Source organism: Micromonospora sp. NPDC048907, from assembly GCF_055586885.1.
The window spans coordinates 103674-129694 of sequence record NZ_JBVJHI010000008.1 but is presented as its reverse complement, the minus strand read 5'-3'; the positions used below and the strand labels follow the sequence as shown (position 1 = coordinate 129694).

21 protein-coding genes are annotated in these 26021 nt (G+C 75.2%); 16 read left to right on the top strand and 5 right to left on the bottom strand.

Translation table 11 applies throughout. The features are described from left to right. The first annotated feature begins 100 nt into the window (after positions 1–100). Entirely contained in the window at positions 101–1633 is a 1533-nt protein-coding gene (locus ACZ6PY_RS25870; protein WP_466076243.1) for a hypothetical protein, read from the top strand. Positions 1634–1653: 20 nt separating this feature from the next. Here the strand turns inward: ACZ6PY_RS25870 and ACZ6PY_RS25865 are convergent, their stop codons facing one another. Next, on the bottom strand, positions 1654–4815 hold the full coding sequence (locus tag ACZ6PY_RS25865; protein ID WP_466076238.1) for a BTAD domain-containing putative transcriptional regulator: 3162 nt from the start codon (positions 4813–4815) through the stop codon (positions 1654–1656). Between the two features lie 130 nt (positions 4816–4945). Here ACZ6PY_RS25865 and ACZ6PY_RS25860 point away from each other — a divergent pair, with 130 nt between their 5' ends. The 9 genes from ACZ6PY_RS25860 (at position 4946) to ACZ6PY_RS25820 (ending at position 16461) form a co-directional block, all read left to right on the top strand. Beyond that, the gene (locus ACZ6PY_RS25860) at positions 4946–5815 is read left to right on the top strand and encodes an alpha/beta fold hydrolase (protein WP_466076231.1); all 870 of its coding nucleotides are present in this window, start codon (positions 4946–4948) and stop codon (positions 5813–5815) included. A gap of 84 nt (positions 5816–5899) precedes the next feature. Further along, on the top strand, positions 5900–6274 hold the full coding sequence (locus ACZ6PY_RS25855) for a hypothetical protein (RefSeq protein ID WP_466076226.1): 375 nt from the start codon (positions 5900–5902) through the stop codon (positions 6272–6274). 42 nt (positions 6275–6316) lie between these two features. Further along, a complete protein-coding gene (gene pip, locus ACZ6PY_RS25850; protein WP_466076223.1) occupies positions 6317–7273 on the top strand; it encodes a prolyl aminopeptidase in 957 nt (318 codons plus the stop codon). Positions 7274–7349: 76 nt separating this feature from the next. Then, positions 7350–8183 carry a metallophosphoesterase family protein gene (locus ACZ6PY_RS25845; RefSeq protein ID WP_466076220.1) on the top strand — a complete coding sequence of 278 codons (834 nt, stop codon included), beginning with the start codon at positions 7350–7352 and terminating at the stop codon, positions 8181–8183. Next, on the top strand, positions 8180–8845 hold the full coding sequence (locus tag ACZ6PY_RS25840) for a 4'-phosphopantetheinyl transferase family protein (protein WP_466076217.1): 666 nt from the start codon (positions 8180–8182) through the stop codon (positions 8843–8845). Before ACZ6PY_RS25845 ends, ACZ6PY_RS25840 begins: the two co-directional genes overlap by 4 nt. Positions 8846–8972: 127 nt before the next feature. After that, the gene (locus tag ACZ6PY_RS25835; RefSeq protein WP_466076214.1) at positions 8973–11234 is read left to right on the top strand and encodes a catalase; all 2262 of its coding nucleotides are present in this window, start codon (positions 8973–8975) and stop codon (positions 11232–11234) included. A 119-nt stretch (positions 11235–11353) separates the two neighbouring features. Beyond that, positions 11354–12454, top strand: a complete 1101-nt coding sequence (locus ACZ6PY_RS25830; protein ID WP_466076211.1) for an L-dopachrome tautomerase-related protein — start codon at positions 11354–11356, stop codon at positions 12452–12454. 91 nt (positions 12455–12545) lie between these two features. Next, the gene (locus tag ACZ6PY_RS25825) at positions 12546–14924 is read left to right on the top strand and encodes a glycoside hydrolase family 99 protein (RefSeq protein WP_466076208.1); all 2379 of its coding nucleotides are present in this window, start codon (positions 12546–12548) and stop codon (positions 14922–14924) included. Positions 14925–15081: 157 nt separating this feature from the next. Beyond that, positions 15082–16461 carry a glycosyl hydrolase family 18 protein gene (locus ACZ6PY_RS25820; RefSeq protein ID WP_466076205.1) on the top strand — a complete coding sequence of 460 codons (1380 nt, stop codon included), beginning with the start codon at positions 15082–15084 and terminating at the stop codon, positions 16459–16461. A gap of 51 nt (positions 16462–16512) precedes the next feature. Here the strand turns inward: ACZ6PY_RS25820 and ACZ6PY_RS25815 are convergent, their stop codons facing one another. Further along, entirely contained in the window at positions 16513–17490 is a 978-nt protein-coding gene (locus ACZ6PY_RS25815) for a DUF2804 domain-containing protein (RefSeq protein WP_466076202.1), read from the bottom strand. Positions 17491–17622: 132 nt separating this feature from the next. On the opposite strand from ACZ6PY_RS25815, the gene ACZ6PY_RS25810 reads away from it, so the two are divergent. Then, positions 17623–18192 carry a snapalysin family zinc-dependent metalloprotease gene (locus ACZ6PY_RS25810; RefSeq protein ID WP_466076199.1) on the top strand — a complete coding sequence of 190 codons (570 nt, stop codon included), beginning with the start codon at positions 17623–17625 and terminating at the stop codon, positions 18190–18192. Between the two features lie 122 nt (positions 18193–18314). Here the strand turns inward: ACZ6PY_RS25810 and ACZ6PY_RS25805 are convergent, their stop codons facing one another. Then, positions 18315–19070 (bottom strand): peptidylprolyl isomerase, encoded by a 756-nt coding sequence (locus tag ACZ6PY_RS25805; protein ID WP_466076196.1) that lies wholly within the window; start codon positions 19068–19070, stop codon positions 18315–18317. Between the two features lie 189 nt (positions 19071–19259). Here ACZ6PY_RS25805 and ACZ6PY_RS25800 point away from each other — a divergent pair, with 189 nt between their 5' ends. After that, positions 19260–19583: an STAS domain-containing protein gene (locus tag ACZ6PY_RS25800; RefSeq protein WP_466076193.1), complete on the top strand. Its 324-nt coding sequence runs from the start codon at positions 19260–19262 to the stop codon at positions 19581–19583. A gap of 60 nt (positions 19584–19643) precedes the next feature. On the opposite strand, the gene ACZ6PY_RS25795 is transcribed toward ACZ6PY_RS25800, so the two are convergent. Then, positions 19644–21227, bottom strand: coding sequence for a PP2C family protein-serine/threonine phosphatase (locus tag ACZ6PY_RS25795; protein WP_466076190.1), 1584 nt, complete (start codon positions 21225–21227; stop codon positions 19644–19646). A 64-nt stretch (positions 21228–21291) separates the two neighbouring features. Next, entirely contained in the window at positions 21292–22503 is a 1212-nt protein-coding gene (locus ACZ6PY_RS25790) for a low temperature requirement protein A (protein WP_466076186.1), read from the bottom strand. Positions 22504–22625: 122 nt separating this feature from the next. Here ACZ6PY_RS25790 and ACZ6PY_RS25785 point away from each other — a divergent pair, with 122 nt between their 5' ends. From ACZ6PY_RS25785 to ACZ6PY_RS25770, 4 genes are all read left to right on the top strand, one after another. Beyond that, the gene (locus tag ACZ6PY_RS25785) at positions 22626–23909 is read left to right on the top strand and encodes an erythromycin esterase family protein (protein WP_466076183.1); all 1284 of its coding nucleotides are present in this window, start codon (positions 22626–22628) and stop codon (positions 23907–23909) included. A 183-nt stretch (positions 23910–24092) separates the two neighbouring features. Further along, a complete protein-coding gene (locus ACZ6PY_RS25780; RefSeq protein WP_466076180.1) occupies positions 24093–25136 on the top strand; it encodes an ATP-dependent DNA ligase in 1044 nt (347 codons plus the stop codon). Continuing rightward, the gene (locus tag ACZ6PY_RS25775; protein ID WP_466076177.1) at positions 25133–25633 is read left to right on the top strand and encodes a DUF421 domain-containing protein; all 501 of its coding nucleotides are present in this window, start codon (positions 25133–25135) and stop codon (positions 25631–25633) included. The genes ACZ6PY_RS25780 and ACZ6PY_RS25775 overlap by 4 nt, the downstream gene beginning before the upstream one ends. A gap of 85 nt (positions 25634–25718) precedes the next feature. Next, the gene (locus ACZ6PY_RS25770; RefSeq protein ID WP_466076174.1) at positions 25719–25877 is read left to right on the top strand and encodes a hypothetical protein; all 159 of its coding nucleotides are present in this window, start codon (positions 25719–25721) and stop codon (positions 25875–25877) included. Positions 25878–26021 lie beyond the last annotated feature (144 nt).

Genomic DNA, 26021 nt, shown 5'->3' with positions numbered 1-26021 from the left:
GCGGAACCCGCGCGCTGACGGCGGTAGCGTTGCGCCTCATCATGCCCTGCGGGGCGGTCATCCGCCGGCCTGGCGCTGGCGAACCAACGGAGGATGGCGCATGTCCAACGGCGAGGAACCGTTCGCACCCCACGACGACGTGTCCGCGCGGCCGAGGTTCGACCAGGCGCTGCGCGGCTACGACAAACGCCAGGTGGACCGGTACGTCGAGCAGATGGACGGCGAACTGACCGCCGTGACGGCCGACCGGGACCGCGCGTACGCCCAGATGCGGGAGCTGACCGCGCAGGCGCAGCGGGCGCAGACCGAGGCCGCCGAACTGCGCCAGCGCCCCACGCAGGTGGACCGGGCGTCCTTCCGCGACCTCGGCCCGATGGTCGACCAGATCCTCGACCTGGCCGAGAAGCAGGCCGGGCAGATCACCGAGGCGGCCACGAGGCGCGCGGCCGACCTCCAGGCGCAGGCGGAGAAGGTGCTGGCCACCACCCGGGACGAGGCGGAGCGGGAGCGGCACGAGCTGGCCGAGGAACTGTCCACCCGCCGGGCCGAGCAGGAGCGGGCGGACGAGGAGCGGCACGCCGCCGCGCAGGCGGAGCTGACCGCGGTCCGGGAGCTGACCGAGAAGCTGCGCGCCGAGGGTCAGGCCGCCCACGACCGCGCGCAGCAGGAGGCGAAGCGGCTCGCCGAGCAGAGCGCCCAGCAGGTCGAGCAGGCCCGCTCCGCGTCGGAGGCGCTGGTGAAGGCGGCGCGCACGCAGATCCAGCAGGAGGTCCAGGCCAACCGCAGCAAGGCCCAGCAGGAGCTGGCCCAGTGGCAGGCCACCATGGCCCGGGAGCTGGACGAGCAGCGGGCCGCGGCCGAGCAGGAGCTGGCCGACCGGGCCAGCGCCGCCGAGCGGGACATCGCCGCCCTGGTCGCCGAGGCCCAGCAGTACGCCACCGAGGTCCGCGAGCGGGCCGACGAGGAGAACGCGGCGCACCAGGAGCAGCTCGCCACGGTGCAGCAGGAGATCCAGCAGCGGCAGGAGGCGCTCACCCAGCTCCAGGCCGAGCTGGAGACGGTCGGCCAGCAGCTGGAGCACACCCGCCGGGAGATCGCCACGGTCGAGCAGGAGGGCGCCGCGCTGGAGGAGCAGCTGGTCGCCGTACGCCGGGACCTGACCGCGGAGTCCAAGCGGCTGGAGGACGCGCGCCGGGCGGCGGACCTCGCCGAGCAGCACGCGAAGGAGACGCGGGCCCGGGTGCAGCGGGAGGCCAAGCGGGTCGCCGACCTGGCCGCCGCGGCGGTGATGGCGGCCGCCGCGGGCGGTGTGGAGACGGCCGAGTACCCGATGGTCGCGCCGCGTCCGGCCGCGACGGCCGCCGAGGCCACCCCGGTGGTGGTGCCCGCGCCGGCGCTGGTGGCCGTTCCCGTCGTGCCGGCCGCTCCGGCCGCCTCGGCCGACCCGGAGCCCGGTGAGCCGGCCGACGGCGACCGGCCCACCGCCGAGCCGTTCCTGGAGCGCGCCTCCCTGGACCGGCCGAGCTTCGACGCGTTCGCGGTGCGCGCCCCGGCCCAGCGGCCGGCCCCCGAGGCGGAGGTCACCGGGGAACCGGCGGCCGGTCCGGAGGGCGGGGTCCCCGCCAACGCCTGACCCGTCCCCCGCCGCCGCGCTCAGCCGAGGGCGGCGGCGATGTCGGCGAGGTGCCGGGCCACCGGCCCCGCGGTGAGCACGCCGCTGCCGGCGCCGGCCAGCTCGCCGGCTGCGGGCAGCAGGGCGGCGTGCAGCCGGGCCATGGTGGGGCGGTCGTCGAGGACGAGGGCGGCCCGGGCGGCGACGCAGAGCCGGGCCTCGCGCAGCAGGTCGTGCGGCGAGGGCGGCAGGGCGCGAAGCGCGGCGGCGGCCTCGTCCCGGCGCCCGGCCGCGAGCAGGGCCAGCGGCCGGACCCACGGCGCGTACGGGCCGTGAGCCGCGTCGGCCAGCGCCGGGCCGGGGTCGTCGCCGGTGGACAGCCGCAGGCAGAGCAGGGCGAACGGCAGCAGCCCGGCGGCCATGCCGGGCATCTGCCCGGCGTCGAGCCGCACGGCCGCCGCCCGGTACGCCGCCTCGGCCTCGGCGGCGCGTCCCGTCACGGCCAGCCGGAGGGCGGCGTACCAGTCGGTGAAGACGCCGACCAGGGGCAGCTCGTAGCGCGCGGCGAGGCGGTCGGCGGCGGCCGCGTGGGTGTCGGCGGCGGCCAGGTCGGCGCGGGCGCAGTGCGCCTGGAGCGTGACGAGGTGCCCGAGCACCTCGAAGGTGACCAGCCCGTGCCGGGCGGCCAGGTCGACCAGGTCGGCGCCGATGCGGGCGCGTTCCGGGGCCCGGCCGGCGCGGTCGAAGGTGTGCATGAACCGGGCGTTGAGCGCGAGGGCCAGCAGGGCCGGGTCGTCGAGGCGGCGGGCGATCTCCTCCGCCTCGGCCGCCGCTCGCCGGCCCCGGTCGCCGGTGTCGCCGCGCAGTTCCAGGGCCAGGGTGCAGAGCAGCCGGCCGCACCGGGCCGCCTGGTCGGCGGGGAGCGCGGCGAGGGCGGCCTCGGCCGCGGCGACGATCCGGCGGGACAGGTCCTCGTCGTCGTTGCGGGTCCAGACGGCGGGGACGTCGAAGGCGGCCAGCACGTCCGCGGTGAGCCCGGGGTCGGCGAGGCGTTCGACGGTGGCGACCGCCTCGGCCCGCAGCCGGCGGGTCCGGTCGAGGTGGCCGGTGACGGCGAGGGCGCGGCCCCAGCCGGTGAGCGCCGCGAGCCGCCCGCGTACGTCGTTCCCGCCGGCCCGGTCGTGGGCGGCGACGGCCTGCTGCCAGAGCCGGGCCGCCTCGTGCGGGTGGCAGCGCCGCTCGGCCCGTTCGGCGGCGGCCGTGGCGTACCGGGCGGCCCGGGTCGCGGCGTCCGGGCCGGGGGCCTGTCCGAAGTGGTGGGCCAGGGCCGCGACGTCGTCCGGCCGGAGCCGTTCGAGCACCGCCCCGGCGGCGGCGTGCCAGCGGGCCCGGCGCGGCGCCGACAGGTCGGTGTAGAGGGTGTCGCGGACCAGGATGTGGGCGAACCGGGTGCCGTCGGGGGTGAGGAACCCGGCCTGCGCGGCCCGGTCCACGGCATCCAGCGTGGCCTCCTCGCCGGACAGCGCGGCCAGCACGTCGGCGTCGAGGTCGCGGCCGAGCACAGCGGCCCGCGCCAGCACCGCCCGGGTCGGCTCGGGCAGCTGCGCCAGGCGGTGACGGATGACGTCCCGCACGCCGGCCGGGACGCGTTCCAGCGCGACGGCGCCCTCGGCGGCGAGCAGCCGGGCCAGTTCCCGGACGAAGAACGGGTTGCCGCCGCTGCGGCGGTGCAGCGCCCGCACGGTGTCGGGGTCCGCCGCGCCGGCCACGGCCCGGACCAGGTCGCCCGTCTCCGCCTCGGTGAGCCCGCCCAGGTAGACGCGGACCGGCTCGGTGCGCGCGAGCCGGGCCAGGGCCCCGGTGAGCGCCGGCGTGATCCCGGTGGCCCGGTAGGTGCCGACCGCCAGCACCGGCCCGGTCACCGGCTCCGGGCCGCTCAACAGCGCGGTCAGCAGGTCGAGGGTGTCCTCGTCGGCCCGGTGCAGGTCGTCGAGGACGAGCAGCACGGGCCCGCGCCGCGCCGCCGCGCCGACCCGGGCGCCCGCGATCCGGTGCAGCCGGTAGCGGGCCACGGCCGGGTCGCCGCCGTCCGGGAGCGCCGGCCCGGCCGGCGGCGCCCCGGCGTCGGGCAGGGCGGCGGCGAGCTGCGTCCACGGCCAGGCGGCCGGGGCGCCCTCGTACTCGGGGACCCGGCCGACGGCGCGGGTCCAACCGGCGGCGGCGAGCCGGTCGGCCAGCGCCTCGACGAACGCGGTCTTGCCCGCGCCGGCGTCGCCGGAGACCAGCGCGAGGGCGGGCCGGCCGGCGCGGGCCACCTCCTCGGCCAGGCCTGCCAGGCTCGCCAGCTCGGCCTCGCGCCCCACGAACGGGCGCCGCTCCTCCCCCGCTCCCCGCGCCGGCGGCGGGGCGGCGGTCGGGTCGAGGTGCGGGGCCTGGGCGAGGATGTCGGCCTCCAGCCGGCGCAGCCGGGGACCGGGATCCACCCCCAGCTGCCGGACCAGCACGGCCCGGGCCTCCCGCAGCGCGGCGAGCGCGTCGCCCTGCCGGCCGGCCCGGTAGAGGGCGGTCGCCCGCAGCCGCCAGGTCTCCTCCCGCAGCGGCTGCGCGGCGGCCTGGGCGCGCAGGTCGCCGGCGGCCTCGGCGGCGCGGCCCAGGGCCAGCAGCGCCTCGGCGCGCCGCTCGACGGCGAGCATCCGCAGCTCGTCCAACCGGTCGACCTCCGCCCGCGCCCACGGCTCGTCGGCGAACTCCGCGTAGGCGGGGCCGCGCCAGAGGGCGAGCGCGCCGTCCAGGGCGGCCAGCGCCGGGCCGGCCCGCCCGGCCGCGAGCGACTCCCCCGCCGCACCGACCGCCGCCTCGAACCGCCCCGCGTCGACCGCCCCGGGGAGGGCCGCCAGCGCGTACCCGGGCGGGGCGGTGACCAGCAGCCGGGCCGGCTGCCGCGGGGGCCGGTCAGGCTCCAGGGCCCGGCGCAGGTCGGCCACGAAGGTCCGCACCGCACCGACGGCGCCCTCCGGCGGTTCGGCCCACAGGTCGCCGACGAGCCGGTCGACCGGCACCACGCGGCCCCGCGCGACCAGCAGGCGGGCCAGCACGGCCCGCTGCCGGGGACCCTTCAGCGCCACCGGGCCCCGCTCGTCGGCCGCCACCAGCGGCCCGAGCACCCCGAAGGTCACTCCGGGTACGCGCGGCGGGCTGGTCACCCCGCCCACTCTAGGCAGCCCGGTGCGCGCGCACCGGCGGCCCGGCCAGGGCACTCATCCGATGCTGATCGGCCGCTGACCGGGACCGGGCAGGCTCGACGCGACCCGATCACACCGGAGAGGACCACTGATGATCAACGGATTCGAGTCGCGCCGCGTCACCGTCGCCGACGGCGTCGCGCTGCACGCCGCGGTGGGCGGCAGCGGCCGCCCGGTCGTGCTGCTGCACGGCTTCCCGCAGACCCACCTGATGTGGCGGCACGTCGCCGCGGACCTGGCCGCCGACCACACGGTCATCTGCCCCGACCTGCGGGGGTACGGCGACAGCGACAAGCCCGCCGACACCGACGGCACCGCGTACGCCAAGCGGACCATGGCCGCCGACGTGGTGGCGCTGGCCCGGGCGCTGGGGCACGACCGCTTCGCCCTGGCCGGGCACGACCGGGGCGCCCTGGTGGCGATCCGCGGCGGCCTGGACCACCCCGGGACGGTCACCCACCTGGCCGCGCTGGACGTGCTGCCCACCCTCGACACCTGGGAGGTGATGCACGGCGTCACCGCCGCGGTCGGCTTCCACCTCTATCTGATGGCCCAGCCGCCGGGGCTGCCCGAGCGGCTGATCGGCGCCGCTCCGGACGAGTTCTTCGGTCACTTCCTCGACCTCTGGGGCGGCGACCCGGACGCGATCCCCGCCGACGTGCGGGCCGCGTACCTGCGGGCCTGCCGGGCGGCGGTGCCGTCGATCGTGGCGGACTACCGGGCCTCGGCCGGCGTCGACATCGCGCACGACGAGGCGGACCGGGCGGCGGGCACCGTGCTGCGGATGCCGGTGACCGTGCTGCAGCAGGACTGGGGCGCGGCGCTCGGCTTCGACGCGGCGGCGCGCTGGCGGGCGTGGGCCCCGGACCTGCGGCACGTGCCGGTGTCGTACGGCCACTTCATGGCCGAGGAGGCCCCGGCCGAGGTGGTGAAGGAGCTGCGCGCGCTGCTGGCCCGCTGAGGCGCCCTTGCCCCCATCCGTGAAAGATGCAAATATTCGGATCACTGTACGTGTGGGGGTTCTCACGTTCGGGGGTTGATCGGCATGCGAAAGGTTTCCTCGATGGCGGCGGCGGTCGCGCTGACGCTGGGCTGCACCGCTGTGGCGGTGGTGAGCGCGACGGGCCCGGCGAGCGCGACGTGCAGCCACGCGCACTCCAACATCGACACCAAGTTGGGCTCGCTCTTCAACGCCACCAACGTCAACATCCGCACCGGCCCGCACACGACCTGCGGCTCGCTCGGCTACGGCCAGCTCAGCCACAGCGTCGACTTCCACTGCTACACCAACGGCGACCGGGTCAGCGCCAACGGCCACACCACCTACACCTGGACCTACCTGCGGGACGCCACGACCGGGGTCTCCGGCTGGGTCGCCGACGCCCTGCTGGACAACCTCGGCAGCAGCGTGGCCTGCTGACCCTCCCCGCACGGCCCGCCCCTAGGGGGCAGGATGGTCCGGATGACCGAGCCACGCCTGTACCCGCCCGTCGAGCCGTACGCCACCCACCGGATCGCCGTCGGCGACGGCCACGAGCTGTACGTGGAGGAGGTGGGGCGGCCGGACGGCGTACCCCTGGTCTTCCTGCACGGCGGGCCGGGCGGCGGTCTGGTGCCGGCGGCACGGCGGTTCTTCGACCCGCGGCGCTACCGCGCCGTGCTGTTCGACCAGCGCGGCGCGGGGCGCAGCACCCCGTTCGGTGAGCTCCGGGGCAACACCACCTGGCACCTCGTGGCCGACCTGGAGACGATCCGGGAACGGCTGGGGATCGACTCCTGGCTGGTGTTCGGCGGGTCGTGGGGCGTCACCCTGGGCCTGGCGTACGCCCAGACCCACCCGGACCGCGTCACCGGCCTGATCCTGCGCGGGGTGCTGCTGCTGCGGCGCAGCGAGCGGGACTGGTTCTACCAGGGCGGCCTGCGCCACCTCCAGCCGGACGAGTGGGAGCGGTTCGTCGCCCCGATCCCCGCCGCCGAGCGCGACGACGTGCTGGCGGCGTACCACCGGCGGCTGCACGGGCCGGACGAGGCGCGGGCCCGGGCGTGCGCGGTCACCTGGGGGCGCTGGGAGGCCGTCAACTCCTCGCTGCGCCCCGACCCGGGGGTGCTGGCCCACTTCACCGCCGAGGAGCAGGCGCTGCCGATCGCCCGGATCCTCTCCCACTACGCCCTGCACGGCGGCTTCCTCACCGAGTCGCAACTGCTCGACGGCGTGGACCGGATCCGCCACCTGCCCGCCGTGATCATCAACGGCCGCTACGACCTGTGCTGCCCGCCGGTGTCCGCGTACGACCTGGCCCGGCGCTGGCCGGAGGCCGAGTTGCGGATCGTGCCCGACGCCGGCCACTCGGCCGCCGAGCCGGGCATCGCCCGGGAACTGCTCCGCGCCACCGACCACTTCGCCGACCTGCTCGCCTGACCGTTCCGCGTCGGACCTCCGACACCACCGCGTCCGCGCCTACCGGACGGGCGGCGGCGCTGGCAAGATCGGCCGGGTGACGGGTGCGCTGTTCGCGGTCAGTGACCTTCACGTGTCGTACGCCGAGAACCGCACGGTCGTGGACGGCCTGCGGCCGGAGTCCCCGGACGACTGGCTGATCGTGGCCGGCGATGTCGGCGAGGTGTTCGCGGACATCGAGCGGACGCTGCGGCAGCTCCGCGACCGGTTCGCCCGGGTCGTCTGGGTGCCCGGCAACCACGAGCTGTGGACCCACCCGGCCGACCCGGTGACCCTGCGCGGCCGGGCCCGCTACGACGCGCTGGTCGCGATGTGCCGCGACCTGGGTGTGCTCACTCCCGAGGACGACTATCCGGTGTGGCACGGCACGGACGGGCCGGTCACCGTGGCGCCGCTGTTCCTGCTCTACGACTACTCGTTCCGCGCCCCCGGCACCCACACGAAGGAGGAGTCGCTGCGCGCGGCGTACGCGGCGGGGGTGGTGTGCACGGACGAGATGCTGCTGCACCCCGACCCGCACCCGGACCGGGAGTCCTGGTGCGGGGAGCGGGTCGCCGCGACCGAGCGGCGGCTGGCCGCCGTCGACCCGGCGCTGCCGACCGTGCTGGTCAACCACTGGCCGCTGGTCCGCCAGCCCACCGACGTGCTCTGGTACCCGGAGTTCGCCCAGTGGTGCGGCACCGACCGCACCGCCGACTGGCACCTGCGGTACCGCGCCGCCGTGGCGGTCTACGGGCACCTGCACATCCCCCGGACCACCCACTACGACGGGGTCCGCTTCGAGGAGGTCTCGCTGGGCTACCCGCGCGAGTGGGGCCGCCGGGGCGGCGAGCCCCGGCCGATGCGGCGCGTCCTGGGCGGCGCCGCGTGATCGAGGCGCTGCTCCCGGCCGCGGCGGTCGCCGTCGAGGCGTTCGCCGACATCCCCGGCGAGGTCCCCCATCCCGGCGAGGCGGACCTGCTCGCCCGGGCCGTGGAGGCCCGCCGCCGCGAGTTCGTCACCGCCCGCCGCTGCGCGCGGGAGGCCCTGACCCGCCTCGGGTACGCCCCGGCGCCGATCCGCCCCGGCCCGAAGCGGGAGCCGCGGTGGCCGGCCGGCGTGGTGGGCAGCATCACGCACTGCGACGGTTACCGGGCGGCGGCCGTCGCCCGGGACACCGCCCTGGCCGGGCTCGGCATCGACGCCGAGCCGCACGAGCCGCTGCCCGACGGCGTGGCCGGGATGGTCACCACGGCCGGCGAGCCGGCGTCGCTGGCCCGGCTGCGCGCCGCCCGGCCGGACGTGCACTGGGACCGGCTGCTGTTCAGCGCCAAGGAGTCGGTCTACAAGGCGTGGTACCCGCTGACCGGGCGCTGGCTCGGCTTCGAGGACGCCGAACTTGCCGTCGACCCGGCCGGGGGGCGCTTCACCGCCCGGGTGCTGGTCGACGCCACCCGCGTCGACGGCGGCCCGCCGCTGGCCGAGCTGCGCGGCCGTTGGCTGGTCGCCGGCGGGCTGGTCGTCACGGCCGTGGCCGTGCCCCGGCAGCCCTGACCGCGTCGCGGTCGCCGGGCCGTGGGCGAACGCGCCCGCCCGCCCGAGTGGTCCGCGTTTGCCCACCTGAGGCGAGGGTAGGGCCTTGAGGGCCTGGTCGTTTACCCCGCATGGAGGACAGGTCCTGATGGATTCCAGCAAGCCCGCCAAGGTCGTCAAGGATGTCGTGGAGGCCGCCGCCGGAAAGGTCGCCGACGTCCTGACCCCGGACGTGCCCGGCGCCCCGGGCAGCGCCCCACCGTCCCTCGAGGAGCCGACGACGCCACACGGTCCGCTGCCGCCGAAGGAGGAACAGGGCGCCCCGGACACGCGCACCCCGACCGGCGCGGAGACCGGCGTGCCGAAGATCGCCAAGGGGCAGCAGGGCGCCTACCTCACCACCGCCAACGGAGCCCGGCTGCGCGACACGGACCACTCGCTCAAGGCCGGTCCGCGCGGCCCGGTGCTGCTCCAGGACCACCACCTGCGCGAGAAGATCACCCACTTCGACCACGAGCGCATCCCGGAGCGGGTGGTGCACGCGCGCGGCGCCGGAGCGCACGGCGTCTTCGTCGGCTACGGCACCGCCGAGGAGGTCACCCGGGCGGCCTTCCTGAAGAAGGGCCGGGAGACCCCGGTCTTCGTCCGCTTCTCCACGGTGCTCGGCTCGCGCGGGTCGGCGGACACGGTCCGTGACACCCGCGGCTTCGCGACCAAGTTCTACACCGACGAGGGCACCTTCGACCTGGTCGCCAACAACATGCCGGTGTTCTTCATCCAGGACGCGATCAAGTTCCCGGACATCATCCACGCCGGCAAGCCGCACCCGGACCGGGAGATCCCGCAGGCGCAGAGCGCCCACGACACCTTCTGGGACTTCGTCTCCCTGCACACCGAGGCGCAGCACCACGCCATGTGGAACATGTCCGACCGCGGCATCCCCCGCTCCTACCGGACCATGGAGGGCTTCGGCGTCCACACGTTCCGGCTGGTCAACGAGGCCGGCGCGACGGTGCTGGTCAAGTTCCACTGGAAGCCGAAGCTCGGTGTGCACTCCCTGACCTGGGAGGAGGCGCAGCTGATCAGCGGCATCGACCCGGACTTCCACCGCCGCGACCTCTACGACGCCATCGAGGCCGGCGCGTACCCGGAGTGGGAGCTGGGCATCCAGGTCTTCCCGGACACCCCGGAGGAGACCTTCGCCGGGATCGACCTGCTCGACCCCACGAAGATCGTGCCGGAGGAACTGGCGCCGGTGCAGCCGGTCGGCCGGCTCACCCTCAACCAGACCCCGCGGAACTTCTTCGCCGAGACCGAGCAGGTCGCCTTCCACCTCGGGCACCTGCCGCCGGGCATCGACGTCACCAACGACCCGCTGTTGCAGGGCCGGCTCTTCTCGTACCTCGACACCCAGCTCACCCGGCTGGGCGGGCCGAACTTCACCCAGATCCCGATCAACCGGCCGCACGCCGAGGTCAACGACATGCTCCGGGACGGCTTCCACCAGCACGCGGTGCACGCGGGCGTGGCGCCCTACCGGCCGAACTCGCTCGACGGCGGCAACCCGTTCCCGGCCGGTGACCGCGAGAACGCGTTCGTCGACACGCCGGTCACGGTCGCGGAGGCCCCGAAGGTACGCGCGGCTCCGGCCTCGTTCGACGACCACTACAGCCAGGTACGGCTGTTCTGGCTGAGCATGTCGCCGGTGGAGAAGGAACACATCATCCGGGCGTACACCTTCGAGCTGGGCAAGTGCTACCACCAGGCGATCAAGGAGCGCCAGCTCCAGTGCCTGGCGAACATCGACCCGGTGCTGTGCGAGCAGGTCGCCACGGGCCTGGGCCTGCCGGCGCCGAAGCCGACCGTGCCCCTGGCCGAGGTGCAGCCCAGCCCGGCCCTGTCGCAGGTCGGCCGGGAGTGGCCGGCGGACGGCCGGATGGTCGGCATCGTGGTGGACGCGGACGGCGACCTCGACGGGGTGGACGAGGTCCGGCGGGCGGTGTTCAGCGCCGGCATGGTGCCGCTGCTGGTCGCCGCGCACGGCGGCACGGTCGGCGGCCTGCCGGTGCAGCGCACCTTCGCCACCGGCCGGTCGGTGGAGTTCGACGCGGTCCTGCTGGCCGGGGCGCCGGCGCCCGCGCCGGACGCGCTGCCCGCGCGGGACGCGAAGGCGGGCGCGGCCGGCTCCGCCACCGTCGACCCCCGGGTGCTGCTGCTGGTCGAGGAGGCCTGGCGGCACGCCAAGGCGATCGGCGCCTGGGGCGCCGGCGCCGAGGTGCTGCGCCAGGCCGGGGTGGCGGGCACGCCCGGTGTGGTCACCGGCGACTCCGCCGCCGAGGTCCTCGGCGCGGTGCAGCAGCTGATGGCGGCGCACCGGGTCTGGGAGCGGTTCCCCGCCTCGGTCTCCTGAGCCGGTGCCGAAGGGGCGGCCCCCTGACCGGGGTCGCCCCTTCGGCGGTTTGGGGTCCGGGGCGTTTGCGCCCCGGTTCGGCGGGAAGGCCGGGGGCCTCACACAGTCAGGAGCGGCGGATGAACGGACCCATGGGCGGCGAGCCGGTCGGCGACCTCGAACTCGTGCACACCTTCACCGGGCCGATGCCGACCGGGGTCAGCGTGTCGCACACCGGCCGGATCTTCGTGAACTTCCCGCAGTGGGGGGACGAGGTGCCGGCGACCGTCGTCGAGCTGCGCGACGGCCGGGAGGCGCCCTTCCCGGACGAGTCCTGGAACAGCCCGTCCGGGGACGACGACGCGCAGGCCTTCGTCTCGGTGCAGAGCATCGTGGTGGACCCGGCGGACCGGCTCTGGGTGGTCGACACCGGCAGCCCGATGTTCCAGCCGACGAAGCCGGGCGGGCCGAAGCTGGTGCGGGTCGACCTGGACACCGACACCGTCGGGCAGGTGATCACCTTCCCGGCCGACGTGGCGCTGCCCACCACGTACCTCAACGACGTGCGCTTCGACCTGCGCCGGGGCGACGCCGGCCTCGCCTACCTCACCGACTCCTCGGACTCGGGGCCGAACGGGATCGTCGTGGTGGACCTGGCCACGGGCGCGTCGTGGCGGCGGCTGCACGACCACCCGTCCACGAAGGCGGAGCCGCTGGACTCGTTCCGGCCGGTCGTCGAGGGCCGGCCGTTCCTGGAGCGCCCCGCCGACGGGCCGCCGAAGCCGGTCGCCATGGGTTCGGACGGCATCGCCATCTCCGCCGACGGGTCCCGGCTGTACTACTGCCCGCTCGCCTCGCGCCGCTGGTACAGCGTGGCGACCGACGCGCTCGCCGACCGGACGCTGCGCGAGGAGCAGGTGGCGGCCACGGTCGTGGACGAGGGCGACAAGGGCGGCGGCTCGGACGGCCTGGAGACCGACGACTCGGGGGCGTTCTACCTGACCTCGTACGAGCACAACGCCGTGCTGCGCCGCCGGGCGGACGGCGAGTTCGAGACCGTGGTGCACGACCCGCGGCTGCTCTGGCCCGACACGATGTCGGTGGCCGCCGACGGCCACCTCTACGTCACCGCCAACCAGTTGCACCGGCAGGCGAACTACCAGGGCGGCACCGACCTGCGGCGCAAGCCGTATGCCCTGTTCCGTGTGCGCATCGGCGCCGGGCCGGTGCGGCTGCGCTGACTTTTCATTGATTTGTTTAAGTATTGCGATCGAGTGTCGCGCGCTGCCATGATGACCGTCAATTTCTTCCTTCCCCGAAGGAGCGGTCCTCATGGCGCTCACCCGCCGTACCCTGATCCGGTCCGTGGCGGCGGGGTCCGCCCTCGCCGCGCTCCCCGACCTCGTGCCCACCCTCACCCGGGCCGCCGCCGCGGCCAGTCCTCCCGGCGACGTGGTCGGCAAGGTCTCCGTCGGCTACCAGGGCTGGTTCAGCTGCCCCGGCGACGGCGCGCCGATCGGCGGCTGGTGGCACTGGGGCCGGGACCGGTTCCAGTCCCCCTCCCCGGCCAACACCACGATCGTGTCCTGGCCCGACATGCGGGAGTACGCCCGCGGCTACCCCACCGCCTACCCGAACCTGGGCAACGGCCAGCCCGCCACGCTCTTCTCCTCCTACGACCAGCAGACCGTGGACACCCACTTCCGCTGGATGCAGGAGTACGGCTGCGACACCGCGGCGCTGCAACGGTTCAACCCGTTCGGTGACGAGGGACCGACCCGCGACGCGATGGCGGCGAAGGTCCGCTCCGCCGCCGAGCGGTTCGGCCGGAAGTTCTACGTCATGTACGACGTCACCGGCTGGACCGCGATGCAGTCCCAGCTCAAGGAGGACTGGGCGAGCCGGATGTCGGCGCACACCGCCTCGCCGGCGTACGCCCGGCAGAACGGGAAGCCGGTGGTCTGCGTCTGGGGGTTCGGGTTCAACGACGACGGACGCCCGTTCACCCCGGCCGCCTGCCTGGACGTCGTGCAGTGGCTCAGGGCGCAGGGGTGCTACGTCATCGGCGGCGTGCCCACCTACTGGCGGCAGGGCGTCAACGACTCCCGGCCCGGCTTCGCCGACGTCTACCACGCCTTCCACATGCTCTCGCCGTGGATGGTCGGGCGCACCGGCACCCTCGACGGGCTGGACTGGTTCCACACCAACGTCAACGTCCCCGACCTGGCCGACTGCGTGGCGCACGGCATCGACTACCAGCCCTGCGTGATGCCCGGCGACCTGTCCGCCGGTCACCGCCGGCACGGCGACTTCTACTGGCGGCACCTCTACAACATGGTGCGGCTGGGCGCGCACGGCCTCTACGTGTCGATGTTCGACGAGTTCAACGAGGGCAACCAGATCGCCAAGACCAGCGAGACGGCGGCGACGACCCCGGCCGGCGCCGGCATCCGGGCGCTCGACGAGGACGGCACCGCCTGTTCGGCCGACTACTACCTGCGGATCACCGCCGACGGCGGGCGGATGCTCAAGGGCCAACTCGCGCTGACCGCGGTGCGGCCGACCCCGCCGGTCGCCGAGGGCGGCCAGCCGCCGGGCGGCAACCTGGCCGCCGGCCGCCCTGCGTCGGCGAGCAGCCAGAACGGGTCGTTCCTCGCCGGCAACGCCGTCGACGCCGACCGGGGCAGCTACTGGGAGTCCGGCGGCAACGCCTTCCCGCAGTGGTGGCAGGTGGACCTGGGCGCCGCCCACCCGGTGACCCGCCTGGTCCTCGCCGTGCCGCCGGGCTGGGAGGCGCGGACCCAGACGCTGTCGGTGCAGGGCAGCACCGACGGCGTCACCTTCACCACCCTGGCCGCGCCGGCCGGCGTCCGGTTCGACCCGGCGTCCGGCAACACGGCCACCGTCACCGTGCCGGCCACCACGGCCCGCCACGTCCGGGTCACCGTCGCCGGCAACACCGCCTGGCCCGCCGCCCAACTCGCGCAGGTCGAGGTGTACGCGGCCACCGGCACGTCCACCCCGCCGACCGCCCCGGGGAGCCTGGCGGTGACCGGGCGGACCGCCACCAGCGTGTCGCTGGCCTGGACCGCGGCCACCGACGCCGACGGGGTGGCCGGCTACCAGGTACGCCAGGGCGCCAGCACGGTCGCCTCGGTCACCGGCACCTCGGCCACCGTCACGGGGCTGAGCCCCGCCACCGCGTACACCTTCACGGTCGTCGCCCGGGACACCACCGGCGCCGTCTCGGCGCCCTCGAACGCGGTCACGGTGACCACCGACCCGGCGGCGTCGACCGACCTGGCCCGGGGCCGGCCGACGACCGAGAGCAGCCACACCCAGAGCTACGGCAGCGGAAACGTGGTCGACGGCAACCCCGACACCTACTGGGAGAGCGCCAACAACGCCTTCCCGCAGTGGGTCCAGGTGGACCTCGGCGCGGCCACCCCGGTCGGGCGGATCGTGCTCCGGCTCCCGCCGTCGCCGGCCTGGCAGGCGCGGACCCAGACCCTCTCGGTGCTGGCCAGCACCGACGGCGGAGGCTGGAGCACCCTGGTCGCCGCCGCCGGCCGGGTGTTCGATCCGGCGACCGGCAACCAGGTGACGCTGGCCTTCGCCGCCACCCCGGCCCGGTACGTGCAGGTCCGCTTCACCGGCAACACCGGCTGGCCGGCCGGGCAGCTCGCCCAGCTGGAGGTCCACTCCGGTTGAGCCATCGAAAGACATCGTTGACGACTTAGTTAATACTCTTTAATATTTGCCTACCTCGAGGAAGACCGTCCCCTGTCCGACCCGTACGCCCGACCGGCGCCGGCCCCGACCGCGCCGGTCGGGCGGCACGGCGCCCCCTGCACCGGGAAGGCCCTCGATGTCCGCACCACGCACCCGCCGCCGCTCCTCCGTGGCCGCCGGCCTGCTCGCACTGGCCACCGCCGCCGCGACGCTCGCCCTCACACCGGCCGCCGCCGAGGCCGTCGTCCTGCCGAACAACTTCAAGAGCGTCGGCTACATGCCGTCCTGGAGCGGCAGCGTCAACAGCATCCAGTACGGCAAGCTCACCCACATCAACTACGCGTTCGCGCTGCCCAACAACGACGGCAGCCTGCGCCCGGTGGAGAACCCCAGCAAGCTCTCCTCGCTGGTGTCGCTCGGGCACGCCAACAACGTCAAGGTGTCGATCGCGATCGGCGGCTGGAACGACGGCAACGACTCCGCGTTCGAGGCGCTCGCCGCGAACTCCGGCGCCCGCGGCGCCTTCGTCACCAACGTGGTCAACTTCGTCAACCAGTACAACCTCGACGGCGTCGACATCGACTGGGAATATCCCGACCCGGGCGCCTCGGCCAGCAACTACTCGGCGCTCATGCAGCAGCTCGGCAGCGCCCTGCACAGCCGCGGCAAGCTGCTCACCGCCGCCGTGGTCTCCGAGGGCTACTACGTCGACGGCGTGCCGCCGGCGGTCTTCGGGGCCGTCGACTGGCTGAACATCATGGCGTACGACGGCGGCAGCCCGCACGCCAACTACGACTGGTCGATCAACAGCGTCAACCTGTGGAAGTCGCGCGGCCTGCCCGCCGCCAAGGCGGTGCTCGGCGTGCCCTTCTACAGCCGGCCCGGCTACTACACCTACTCGGCGCTGGTCGGCATGGACCCGGCCAACGCCAACCGGGACTGCACCACGGTGAGCGGCGCCCAGCAGTGCTACAACGGCGTGCCGACCGTCAAGCGCAAGACCCAGTGGGCGCTGGCCAACGCCGGCGGGATGATGAACTGGGAGCTGTCCCAGGACACCACCGGCGCGACCTCGCTGGTCAGCGCCATCTACGACACCGTCATGGGCGGCGGCACCCCGCCGCCGAGCGGGCGGACCGGGCCGATCACCGGCATCGGCGGCAAGTGCGTCGACGTCGCCGCGGCCGGCACCGCCAACGGCACGGCGATCCAGCTCTACACCTGCAACGGCACGGCCGCGCAGAGCTGGACGGTGGCCGGCGACGGCACGCTGCGGGCGCTGGGCAAGTGCGCCGACGTGACCAGCGGCTCCACGGCCAACGGGGCAAAGGTGCAGCTCTGGGACTGCAACGGCAGCGGCGCCCAGGTCTGGCAGGCACAGTCCAACGGCACCCTGCGCAACCCGCAGTCGAACAAGTGCCTGGACGCCACCGACAACAGCTCCGCCAACGGCACCCGGCTGCAGATCTGGGACTGCTTCGGCGGCGCCAACCAGGTCTGGCGGCTGCCGGCCTGACCGCGACCGTGGTCCCCGCCGCGCCGGCCCGGGCGCGGCGGGGATCCGCCCTCACCAGCGGTTGCGGGCCTCCTCCGCCCAGCCGACCAGGCCGTCGAGATCCACCCGCTCGCCGTCGTCGGTGGCGGCCCATCCGGAGAAGTGCCCGAAGCACTGGTGGGTCTCCCCGGCCAGCACACCGAGGTTGGTGCGCGCCACGCGCTCGTGGAACGGGTGGAAGGTCACGTCCACCCGGTCGCCGGTGGCGCGCCACGGCCGCAGCCAGTCGGCGCGGTCGTAGCTCCAGGTCAGGTCCGCGCCGATCTTGTGCAGCCGTCCGTCGAGGAACAGGGCGTTCTCCGTCGCGCCGGTCCCGTCGGTCCACCTGCCACCGAGCTGGATGGCCCGGCCCGCCGCGCAGCCGGCGGCCCAGTTCCAGCTCACCGCGTACCGCCACTTGCCGCGACCGTGGTCGAGCACCGCGAACGACTCGCTGTCGACCGGGTACGCCGTGCCGTCCACCCGGAGCGTGCCGCGCACCGGCCGACCCACGTCCTTGTGCGTGTACTGGAACCGCCGGGTGCTCCACGGCACCACCACGCCCAGCGACTCGTGCCCCGGTGGCAGGGGCACCACGAGGTCCACCTCGACGCCGGGTGCCGTGGCCCGGACGGTGCTGCCGTCGGGGCGCTGGTCGACCTCGACGACCAGGCCACCGCCGCGGGCCCGCACGGCGCCCGCGCCGCTGACCGGCGGGAGCACCGCGCCGCGGGCGAACGGTACGACCGCCTCGGTGGTCCGCTCGATCCCGCTGCGGCGGTCGAGCAGGTAGAGGCTGTGCACGCCGGCGTAGTCCAGCGACGACGCGACGAGGCCGACGATGTGCGTCGGTGTGACGACGCCCCAGTGCTCCCAGCGCTTGGCCCGGCCCCAGCCGCGCAGGTTCGCCCGGTGCAGCGGCCGGCGGCTCCAGCCCACCGCCGCCGGGTTCAACCGTCCGTCCGGCCGGCACAGGTCGACCGGCTCGGTGATCTCGCGCTCGTGCGTCATCGACGCAGGCTACCGGCTCCGCGGCGCGAGCGGTCCGCGGAAGTGATTGCCGTCGATGCTTGATATCGATGCTAGCCGATATATAGGCTGTGCCGGTCCCCGCTCGACCCCGTCCCACAAGGAGAGTGAGCGATGCGTCTACCCAAGGTCACCCGGATCCTCGCCACCGTCGCCACCGCGGCGCTGGCGGCGCTGGGCACCGTCACCGTCGACGCGGCGCCGGCCGCCGCCGCCGTCCGCAACGTCTGCTACAACACCAGCCAGGCCGGGCCGTTCGCCAGCTACGCCGTCCAGGCCGCCTCGATCTGGAACGACCGCACCAACAACATCAACATGGCGCAGTGCGGCTCGAATCTGATGATCTACTACACCTACGGCGGCGGCTCGTACGCCCAGCGCACGAGTCTCGGCAACGGCCGCGTGGTCATCGACTACTACCAGGCGCAGCAGTACTCGCCGCTGCGGATCGTGACCCACGAGATCGGGCACATCCTCGGCCTGCCCGACAACTACAACGGGAACTGCGCCATCCTGATGTCCGGCGGCAGCGCCGGCACCAGCTGCACCAACCCGTACCCGAGCACCACCGAGGCCGCCCGGGTCGACCAGCTGTTCGGCTTCGCCGCCGCCCGCAACGCGACGACGCCGCAGATCTTCACCGGCAGCTGGCCGGCTCCCGCCACGGCGGGCGCCCAGCGCTGACCGACCGCACCGAGGACGCCCGGCCGGGGCGGCGGCGAGCCGACCCGGCCGGGCGGTCCCGACTCAGGTGTCCGCCGGGGACCCGGTGGGGCGGTGGCCGCACCGCCCCACCGGGTCGCTGTTCAGCGGCCCCGGGTGGCCCTGCAGATCTCCACCGGCAGGGCCGGCGCGCCGTCGACCGGCGCCGGGTCCTCCGGCGTGGCGGCGATCCCGCCGGCCGCGATGCGGTCCAGGGTGGCCAGGCCGGCCGCGTCGATCGAGCCGAAGACGGTGTAGTTGGGGCGCAGCGCCGAGTCGGACTGCACCAGGAAGAACTGGCTGCCGTTGGTGTCCGGGCCGGCGTTGGCCATGGCCAGGGTGCCCCGGGCGTAGAGGCGGCGGACCCCGGTCGGGTCGGTCGGCGCCGGCGGCAGGTCCGTGGGCAGCTCGTCGGCGTACCGGTAGCCCGGCCCACCCTCGCCGGTGCCGGACGGGTCACCGCACTGGAGCACCTTCAGCGTCGGGTACGCGGTGAGCCGGTGGCAGGGCGTCCGGTCGTAGAACCGGTGGCGGGCCAGGTGCAGGAAGCTCTGCACGGTGCACGGGGCCTGCTCGCGGTCGAGGGTCAGCCCGATCGGCCCCTGGTTGGTCCGCAGCGTGACCCGCACGGTGCCCCGGTCCGGCGTGCGGCGCGGATCCGGCGGCAGCGGCACCGGCCGGGCGGCCGGCTCGTCCGGCGTCGGCGTGTACGCGCACGGGCCCTTCGTGGGCGCCGGCGGGGCGGGCGCCGCGGAGGCGGCGACGCCACCGGTGGCGACCAGCGCGGCGGAGACCACCGCCACCGCGGCGAGGCGGGCCAGCAGTGGTGATGCGGCGTGCGGTCGGGTTTCGCTCGACACGTGGGTCCTCCCTGGACTCGTGGTACCAGAAAGACCGGAGTCTATGGAGGCGGCGACCGGATGTCGATGAGGTCGACGCCGCCGCACCGCGGTCGACGCGATCCGCGCGCCACGGGCCGGCGACCGGCGCCCCGAAAGGTGGCATGATGGCGCCGACCAGGCCGTGCCGGCGAGAAAGCGTGGCTGCCCATGGCGTCCTTCCAGGCGAGGACCTCCCGCGAGCCGGGACGAACGGTGGTCCGGCTGGCCGGCGAGTGCGACCTGGCCGCCCGGGACCGGCTGACCGGGACACTGCTGGCCGCCGTGGCCGACGCCCCGGTCGTGGTGGTCGACCTGGCCGCCGTGGAGTTCCTCGACTCCACCGGCATCCACGCGCTGGTGACGGCGCACCACCGGGCGCGGGGGGCGGACGGCCGGCTCTACCTGGTCAACGCCACCGGACCGGTGGCCGCCCTGCTGGAGCTGACCGGCGTGGGCGACCTGCTCCGGCACCCCGGGGACGCGACCGGCTGACCGCCGGCGCGCCGAGGACACCCGGTACTGCGCCGAGGACACCCGGCGCGCCGAGGGCGCTCAGGGCAGCACGCGGACGGCCAGGGTGCAGGTGTCGTCGTCGGGGCTGGGCCGGTGCAGGGCGTCGCGCAGCCGATCCAGGTTCCGCGGCCCGGGGCGGCCCGAGAACGCCGACAGGGCCTCCCGCACCGCCGCCGCCCGGTCCTCCGGGTTCCCGACGCGGCGTTCCGTCAGGCCGTCGGTGTAGAGCAGCAGCACGTCGTCACCGCGCAGCTCGGTGGTGAGCATCGGGTAGCCGGCGGCGGGGTCGGCACCCAGCAGCATCCCGGCGGGCCGACCCAGGTCGCCGGTCGTGCCCGCCCGGGACAGCATCGGCAGCGGGTGCCCGGCCCGCGCCCAGGACAGGCGCCGGGTCGCCGGGTCGAAGACGGCGAGAACCGCGGTGGCGGTGATCTCCAGCTGGCCGCAGAGCCGGTTCATGTGCCCGAGCAGCACCGCTGGGTCGCGGATGCCGATCGACAGCCAGGCGACCAGCGCGAAGCGCAGGTGGGCCATGCCGCTGGCCGCCTCCAGGCCGTGCCCGGCCACGTCGCCGACCGCCAGCACGACCGACCCGTCCGGCATCGTCTCGGCGTGGTACCAGTCGCCACCGACCCGCAGCGCGCTCTCCGCGGGCAGGTAGCCGACCAGCACCTCCAGGCCGGCCAGGGCGACCGGCTCGCGGGGCACCGGTTGGATGAGGTTCTGGAGCTGCCCGGCGAGGCGGTGCTCGGCCAGCGCGGTCGTCTCCCGGGTCCGCAGCTGGTCGCGGAGCTGCTCGATGGCGCTCCGCGAGTCCTCCCGCGCGGTCACGTCCTGGACCACCGCGTAGACCTTCACCGGCGCGCCGCCCTCGTCGCGGGCCACGTCCGACAGGATCCGCAGGTGCTTGACGGTCCCGCCCGCGCGGAACCGCACGGTGACGTCCGACGCCGCGCCGCTGTCCAGCGTCTGCCAGGCGGCCTCGCGCAGGCCGTGGTCGGCGGGAAGGAGCGCGGCGCGCTGGTCGGCCCGGGACATCGGACCCAGCGCCGGATCGCGCTCGAAGATGCGGTACATCCCCGGTGACCACTCGGTGCCGCCGGTGACCAGGTCGTACTCCGCCCAGCCCAGGCTGCCGAGCAGCTCGGTGCGGGCCAGCCGGAGCCGGTGCTCGTCCAGCCGCTGCCACCAGACCAGCAGGCCGCCCAGCACCCGGTGCACGCTCACGTCGAAGACCGAGTCGGTGACGACCCCCGCGCCGTGGCCGGCGTACCGGAAGTCGGGCAGGTGGGCGGGCTCGCCGGTGGCCAGGACCTCCTGGTACGCCCGCCACAGCGGGCCGGCGACCATCCCGGGATACAGCGTGCTCAGCGGCTGGCCGACCCGCCCGGCGCCCCGCCCGTGGACGTCGCGCCCCTGCGCGCTGGCGGCGGCCACCACGAAGTCGCCGACCGCGCCGTCCGGTGCCCGTACCGGCAGCAGCCAGGTGCAGCCCGCCGGGATCGTCGCGAGCACCTGCCGGACCGCCGCCACCACGGAGTCGGCGGTCGACGGGGCCGGCGGTTCGGCGGTCGACAGTGCGGCCGGCTCGGCGGCCACGCGCGGCAGGGTGTCGTCTGCCATGCGGGCAGCCTAGCCAGCTTTCCCGGCGGATCCGAGCCCCGCTGTTCGCGGAACCGCCGGCGCGTCAGTGGGCCGGCGACGGCCGCTCGGGCGGGCGGCCGGCAGCGTTCCGGGCGTCGGCGACCGCGACGGCCAGCAGGACCAGCACGGCCACGACCGCGGCGGCCAGCGGCGCGGCGAGGTACAGGGGCGCCGCCGCGGCGGCCAGGGCGGCGATGGCCACGACCCGCCGGATGGAGAGCCGGTCGAACACCACCCGCTCCAGGCGGATGCGCCCGTACAGGAAGAAGGCCGGGCCGCCGAGGATCACGGCCAGCCAGGCCGCCTGGGGCCGCCCGACGGGATGCTCCATGACGACCTCGAAGCCGACGGCGGTGGCCACGATCCCGATCACCATGACGATGTGCGCGACCCCGGTGGCGCGGCCGCTGGCCAGCCGGTCCCCCGCGGCGGCCACCGCCTCGGCGAGGACCTGCCCGGAGCGGTAGAAGTAGATGCGCCACAGGAGCACCGTCGAGACGTACGCGACCACCAGCGTGGCCGCGGTGTCCGGGCCGATCGGCTGGTCGGTGAAGGTGATGCCGACGGCGAGGACGGTCTCACCGAGGGCGATCAACAGCAGCTGCTGGTAGCGCTCCGGCAGGTGGTGGCCGCTGTCCATGGCCCAGGCGCTGACCGGCGGGCGGGCCATCCCGGGCACCGGCCACCGGAGCTGCGCGGCGACGATGTCCACGGTCACCGCGATCCCCCACAGCGCGGCCCGGGCGCCGCCGCTGGCGAGCGCACCGGCGACCCAGATCACCGCCCCGCCGGCGCACCAGAGCAACGAGCGCAGGTAGAGCCGGCCGAGCGGGTGGCCGCGCACACTCGGCAGGAGCACCAGCGGCCGGCCGCAGAGCAGGAGCACGTACGGCAGCACGAACGCCCAGCCCCGGCCGATGAAGGCGGCCGGTAGGGACGCCGCCATGACCAGCAGGCCGAACGCGCTGACCAGCACCAGCCACTGGATCTTGCGGCGGCGGGGGTCGAACCAGCTGGTGATGTGCGCAGTGGTGATCCACAGCCAGATGAGGGGCATGGCCAGCACCAGCAGATAGGTCAGCGACCGCCAGCGGACGACCGGTTCGTCGGCCGTGATGTCGCGGACCACGCGCCGCACCACACCCGACAGGGCGAACACCAGCACCAGGTCGACGAAGAGCTCCAGGAAGTTGGCCTGCCGCACGTTCTCGCGCCGCTCCAGCAGGTCCTGGCCGCCCTCCGCCTGATTACCCATGCGGCTCATCGTCGCCCGGACCGGGCCCGTCCACCGTCGGGATCGGCGCCCGCCACCCGCAGGGACGCCGCCGCGCGTCCGTCGCGGGGCATGGCGCGCGGAGCAGCGGGTAGGGCGCCGGGATGGGACGCTACGACGACGAGGTGGCCGCGCTGGCGACCCCGCTGACCGGCCCGGACAGCCTGGACGCGCTGCTGGACCGGGTCGGCGACGCCCGGATGGTGATGCTCGGCGAGGCCACCCACGGCACGCACGAGTTCTACACCTGGCGGGCGGCCGTCACCCGCCGGCTCGTCGAGGAGCGGGGCTTCTCGTTCGTCGCCGTCGAGGGCGACTGGCCCGACTGCGACCGGGTGGACCGCAGCGTCCGCTGCCGCCCCGAGGCCCCGGCCGACCCGCGGGCGGCGCTGGCCGCGTTCGAGCGCTGGCCGACCTGGATGTGGGCGAACGAGGAGGTCGCCGACTTCACCCGCTGGCTGCGGGACCACAACGCGCGGGCGGACGAGGCCGACCGGGTGGGCTTCCACGGCCTCGACGTCTACTCGCTCTGGGAGTCGCTCCGGGAGATCCTCACCTGGCTGCGGGAGCACGACCCCGACCAGGTGCCGGCCGCGCTGGCCGCGTACCGCTGCTTCGAGCCGTACGACGAGGATCCCCAGCGGTACGCCCTGGCCACCCGCCTGGTCCCGCACCGCTGCGAGGAGGAGGTCGTCGCGCTGCTGGCCGGGCTCCGCCGGCGGGCGACGGCGGGCGGGCCGGAGCACTTCGGCGCCTGGCAGAACGCCGAGGTGCTGGCCGGCGCCGAGCGCTACTACCGGGCGATGGTCCGGGGCGGGCGGGAGTCGTGGAACGTCCGCGACCGGCACATGGACGACACCCTCGACCGGCTCCTGAACCACTACGGCCCGGGCGCCCGGGCGGTGGTGTGGGCGCACAACACCCATGTCGGGGACGCCCGGGCCACCGACATGGCCGATGCGGGCGAGGTCACCATCGGCCAGCTGGCCCGGGAGCGGTACGGGCCGGAGCAGGTGGTGCTGGTCGGGTTCGGCACCCACTCCGGCACGGTGACGGCCGGCGCGGCCTGGGGCGCGCCCATGCAGACGATGACGGTCCCCCCGGCACGCCGCCACAGGCTGGAGGACGCCCTGCACGCCGCCGCCCCGGACCGGGCGCTGCTGGTCTTCCCCCGCGACGGCCGGCCCGACCTGCTGACCCACGAGATAGACCACCGGGCCATCGGCGTGGTCTACCGGTCGGGGCGGGAGAGTCCGGGCAACTACGTGCCCACCGTGCTCGGGGAGCGCTACGACGCCTTCTGCTGGTTCGACACCTCCCGGGCGGTCCGGCCACTGCCCACCCGCCCGGCCCCCGCCGAGGCCGAGACCTGGCCGTCCGGCGTCTGACCGGCCGCGACCGGTGGTTTCGGGCTGACCGTCCCGGACCGCGCGGTCCGGCGGCACCCGTGCGGCGGCGCCGGACGTTCGCCCGCCCGCCGTCCGGGTAACCGCGCCGGAGCCGACCGGGGGCCCGCGCCGGCCCCTCGCCCGGCACCGACCGCCGGGCGGTTCACGCGCGCCGGAGGCCCGATGCTGCGTCCACCGCTCACCCCGATGCTCGCCGCGCCGGTCGCGGAGCTGCCCACCGGCCGGCAGCTGGCGTACGAGCCGAAGTGGGACGGTTGGCGTGCCCTGGCGTTCCGCGACACGGCCGGTGTGCGGCTGCAGTCCCGGGCCGGCCGGGACCTCACCGGCTACTTCCCGGACGTCGCCCGGACGCTGGGGTCCCTGCCCGCCGGCACGGTGCTCGACGGCGAGCTGATCGTGTGGGCGGAGGGCCGCACCGACTTCGCCCTGCTCCAGCGGCGCGTGAGCGCCGGGCGAGGGCTGGCCGCCCTGGTCGACCGCCATCCCGCGCACTTCGTCGCCTTCGACCTCCTCAGCGACCCGGACGGGGAGCCCCTGCTCGACGTGCCGCTGACCGAGCGGCGCCGGCGGCTGGCGGCGCTGCTCGGCGACGCACCCGCGGGGCTCGTCCTCTGCCCGCAGACCGGCGACCCGGCCGAGGCCCGGGAGTGGCTCCGGACGTGGACCGACGCGGGCGTCGAGGGAATCGTCGTCAAGCGGTGCGACGGCCGGTACGAGCCGGGCCGGCGGGGCTGGCAGAAGGTTCGCGCCCACCACACCGTGGAGACCCTCGTCGGCGGGGTCACCGGCCCGGTGACCGACCCGGACACCCTCCTGATCGGACGGTGCGACGAGCGGGGCCGGCTGCGCTACCTGGGGCGGACCCACCCGCTGCGCCGGCAGCAGCGCCGCGAGCTGGCCGGGCTGCTCCAGCCGACCGCCGCGCCGGGTCATCCCTGGCCGCAGCCGCTCCCGGGCGGGTGGACCGGCCAGCTCAACCCGGCGCCGCCGCTGCCGTACACGCCGGTGCGCCAGGACCTCGTCGTCGAGGTCGAGGCCGACACGGCGTACGAGCACGGGCGCTGGCGGCACCGGGTCCGGCACCTGCGACCCCGGCTCGATCTGGCCGCCGGCGACCTGCCCCCGCTGACCGACGGCCCGGAGGCGCTGGGCGCCGGCGGGACGGACGGTGTAGCGCCGGACCGGCCGGGTAGGCGCACCGGGTGAGCGGCTGGCAGAGGCTGCTGGTGCCTGACACGCCGCTGTGGGAGATCGCGGTGCGGGGCACGGTCATCTACCTGGCGCTGTTCTTCCTCCTGCGGGTGCTGCTGAAGCGCGAGAGCGGCAGCACCGGCATGACCGACCTGCTGGTCATCGTGCTGATCGCCGACGCCGCGCAGAACGCCATGGCGGACGGCTACACCTCGATCACGGACGGCGTGGTGCTGGTCGCGGTGATCATCGGATGGGCGTACCTGCTCGACCTGCTCGCGTACCGCTGGCCGGCCGTCGCCCGGATCGTCCAACCGGGGTCCCTCGTGCTGGTGCGCGACGGCCGCATGCTGCGCCGGAACATGCGTCGCGAGCTGGTCACCGAGGACGAGTTGTACGCCCAACTCCGGCAGCAGGGCATCGAGCACCTCACCGACGTCAAGGAGGTCCGGATGGAGTCCCAGGGCCAGTTCAGCGTCATTCCTCGCGACCGTCGGCGCGGCCGGGATTGAAGCCGTTTGTTCCCGACCCGCCCGGGAAGCCGATGACGGAGTGGCGCGCGGAGCCGCCCGCGCCAGCCCACGGAGGGAGCTCGACATGGGTGACCGTGACCGATTGCACGAGCTGCGGCAGCAGGCTCACAGCGCGGGCATCGAGGGGAACTCCAAGATGACCGAGCAGCAGTTGCGCGACGCGCTGCGGCGGGTCGGCAAGGGTGAACAGCCAGAGATGGCGAAGCAGCAGGCCCGGCGGTGACCGGGCGGGGGGGGGGCGGGGCCCCCCGGGGGGCGGCGCCCCCCCCCCCCCCCCGGGGGGGGGGGGGCCCCCCGGACGGGATATTAACGGGGGGGTAACCAGACGGGAATTTAAGCCCGGGGGCGCCCGGGGAGAAAATTTGGT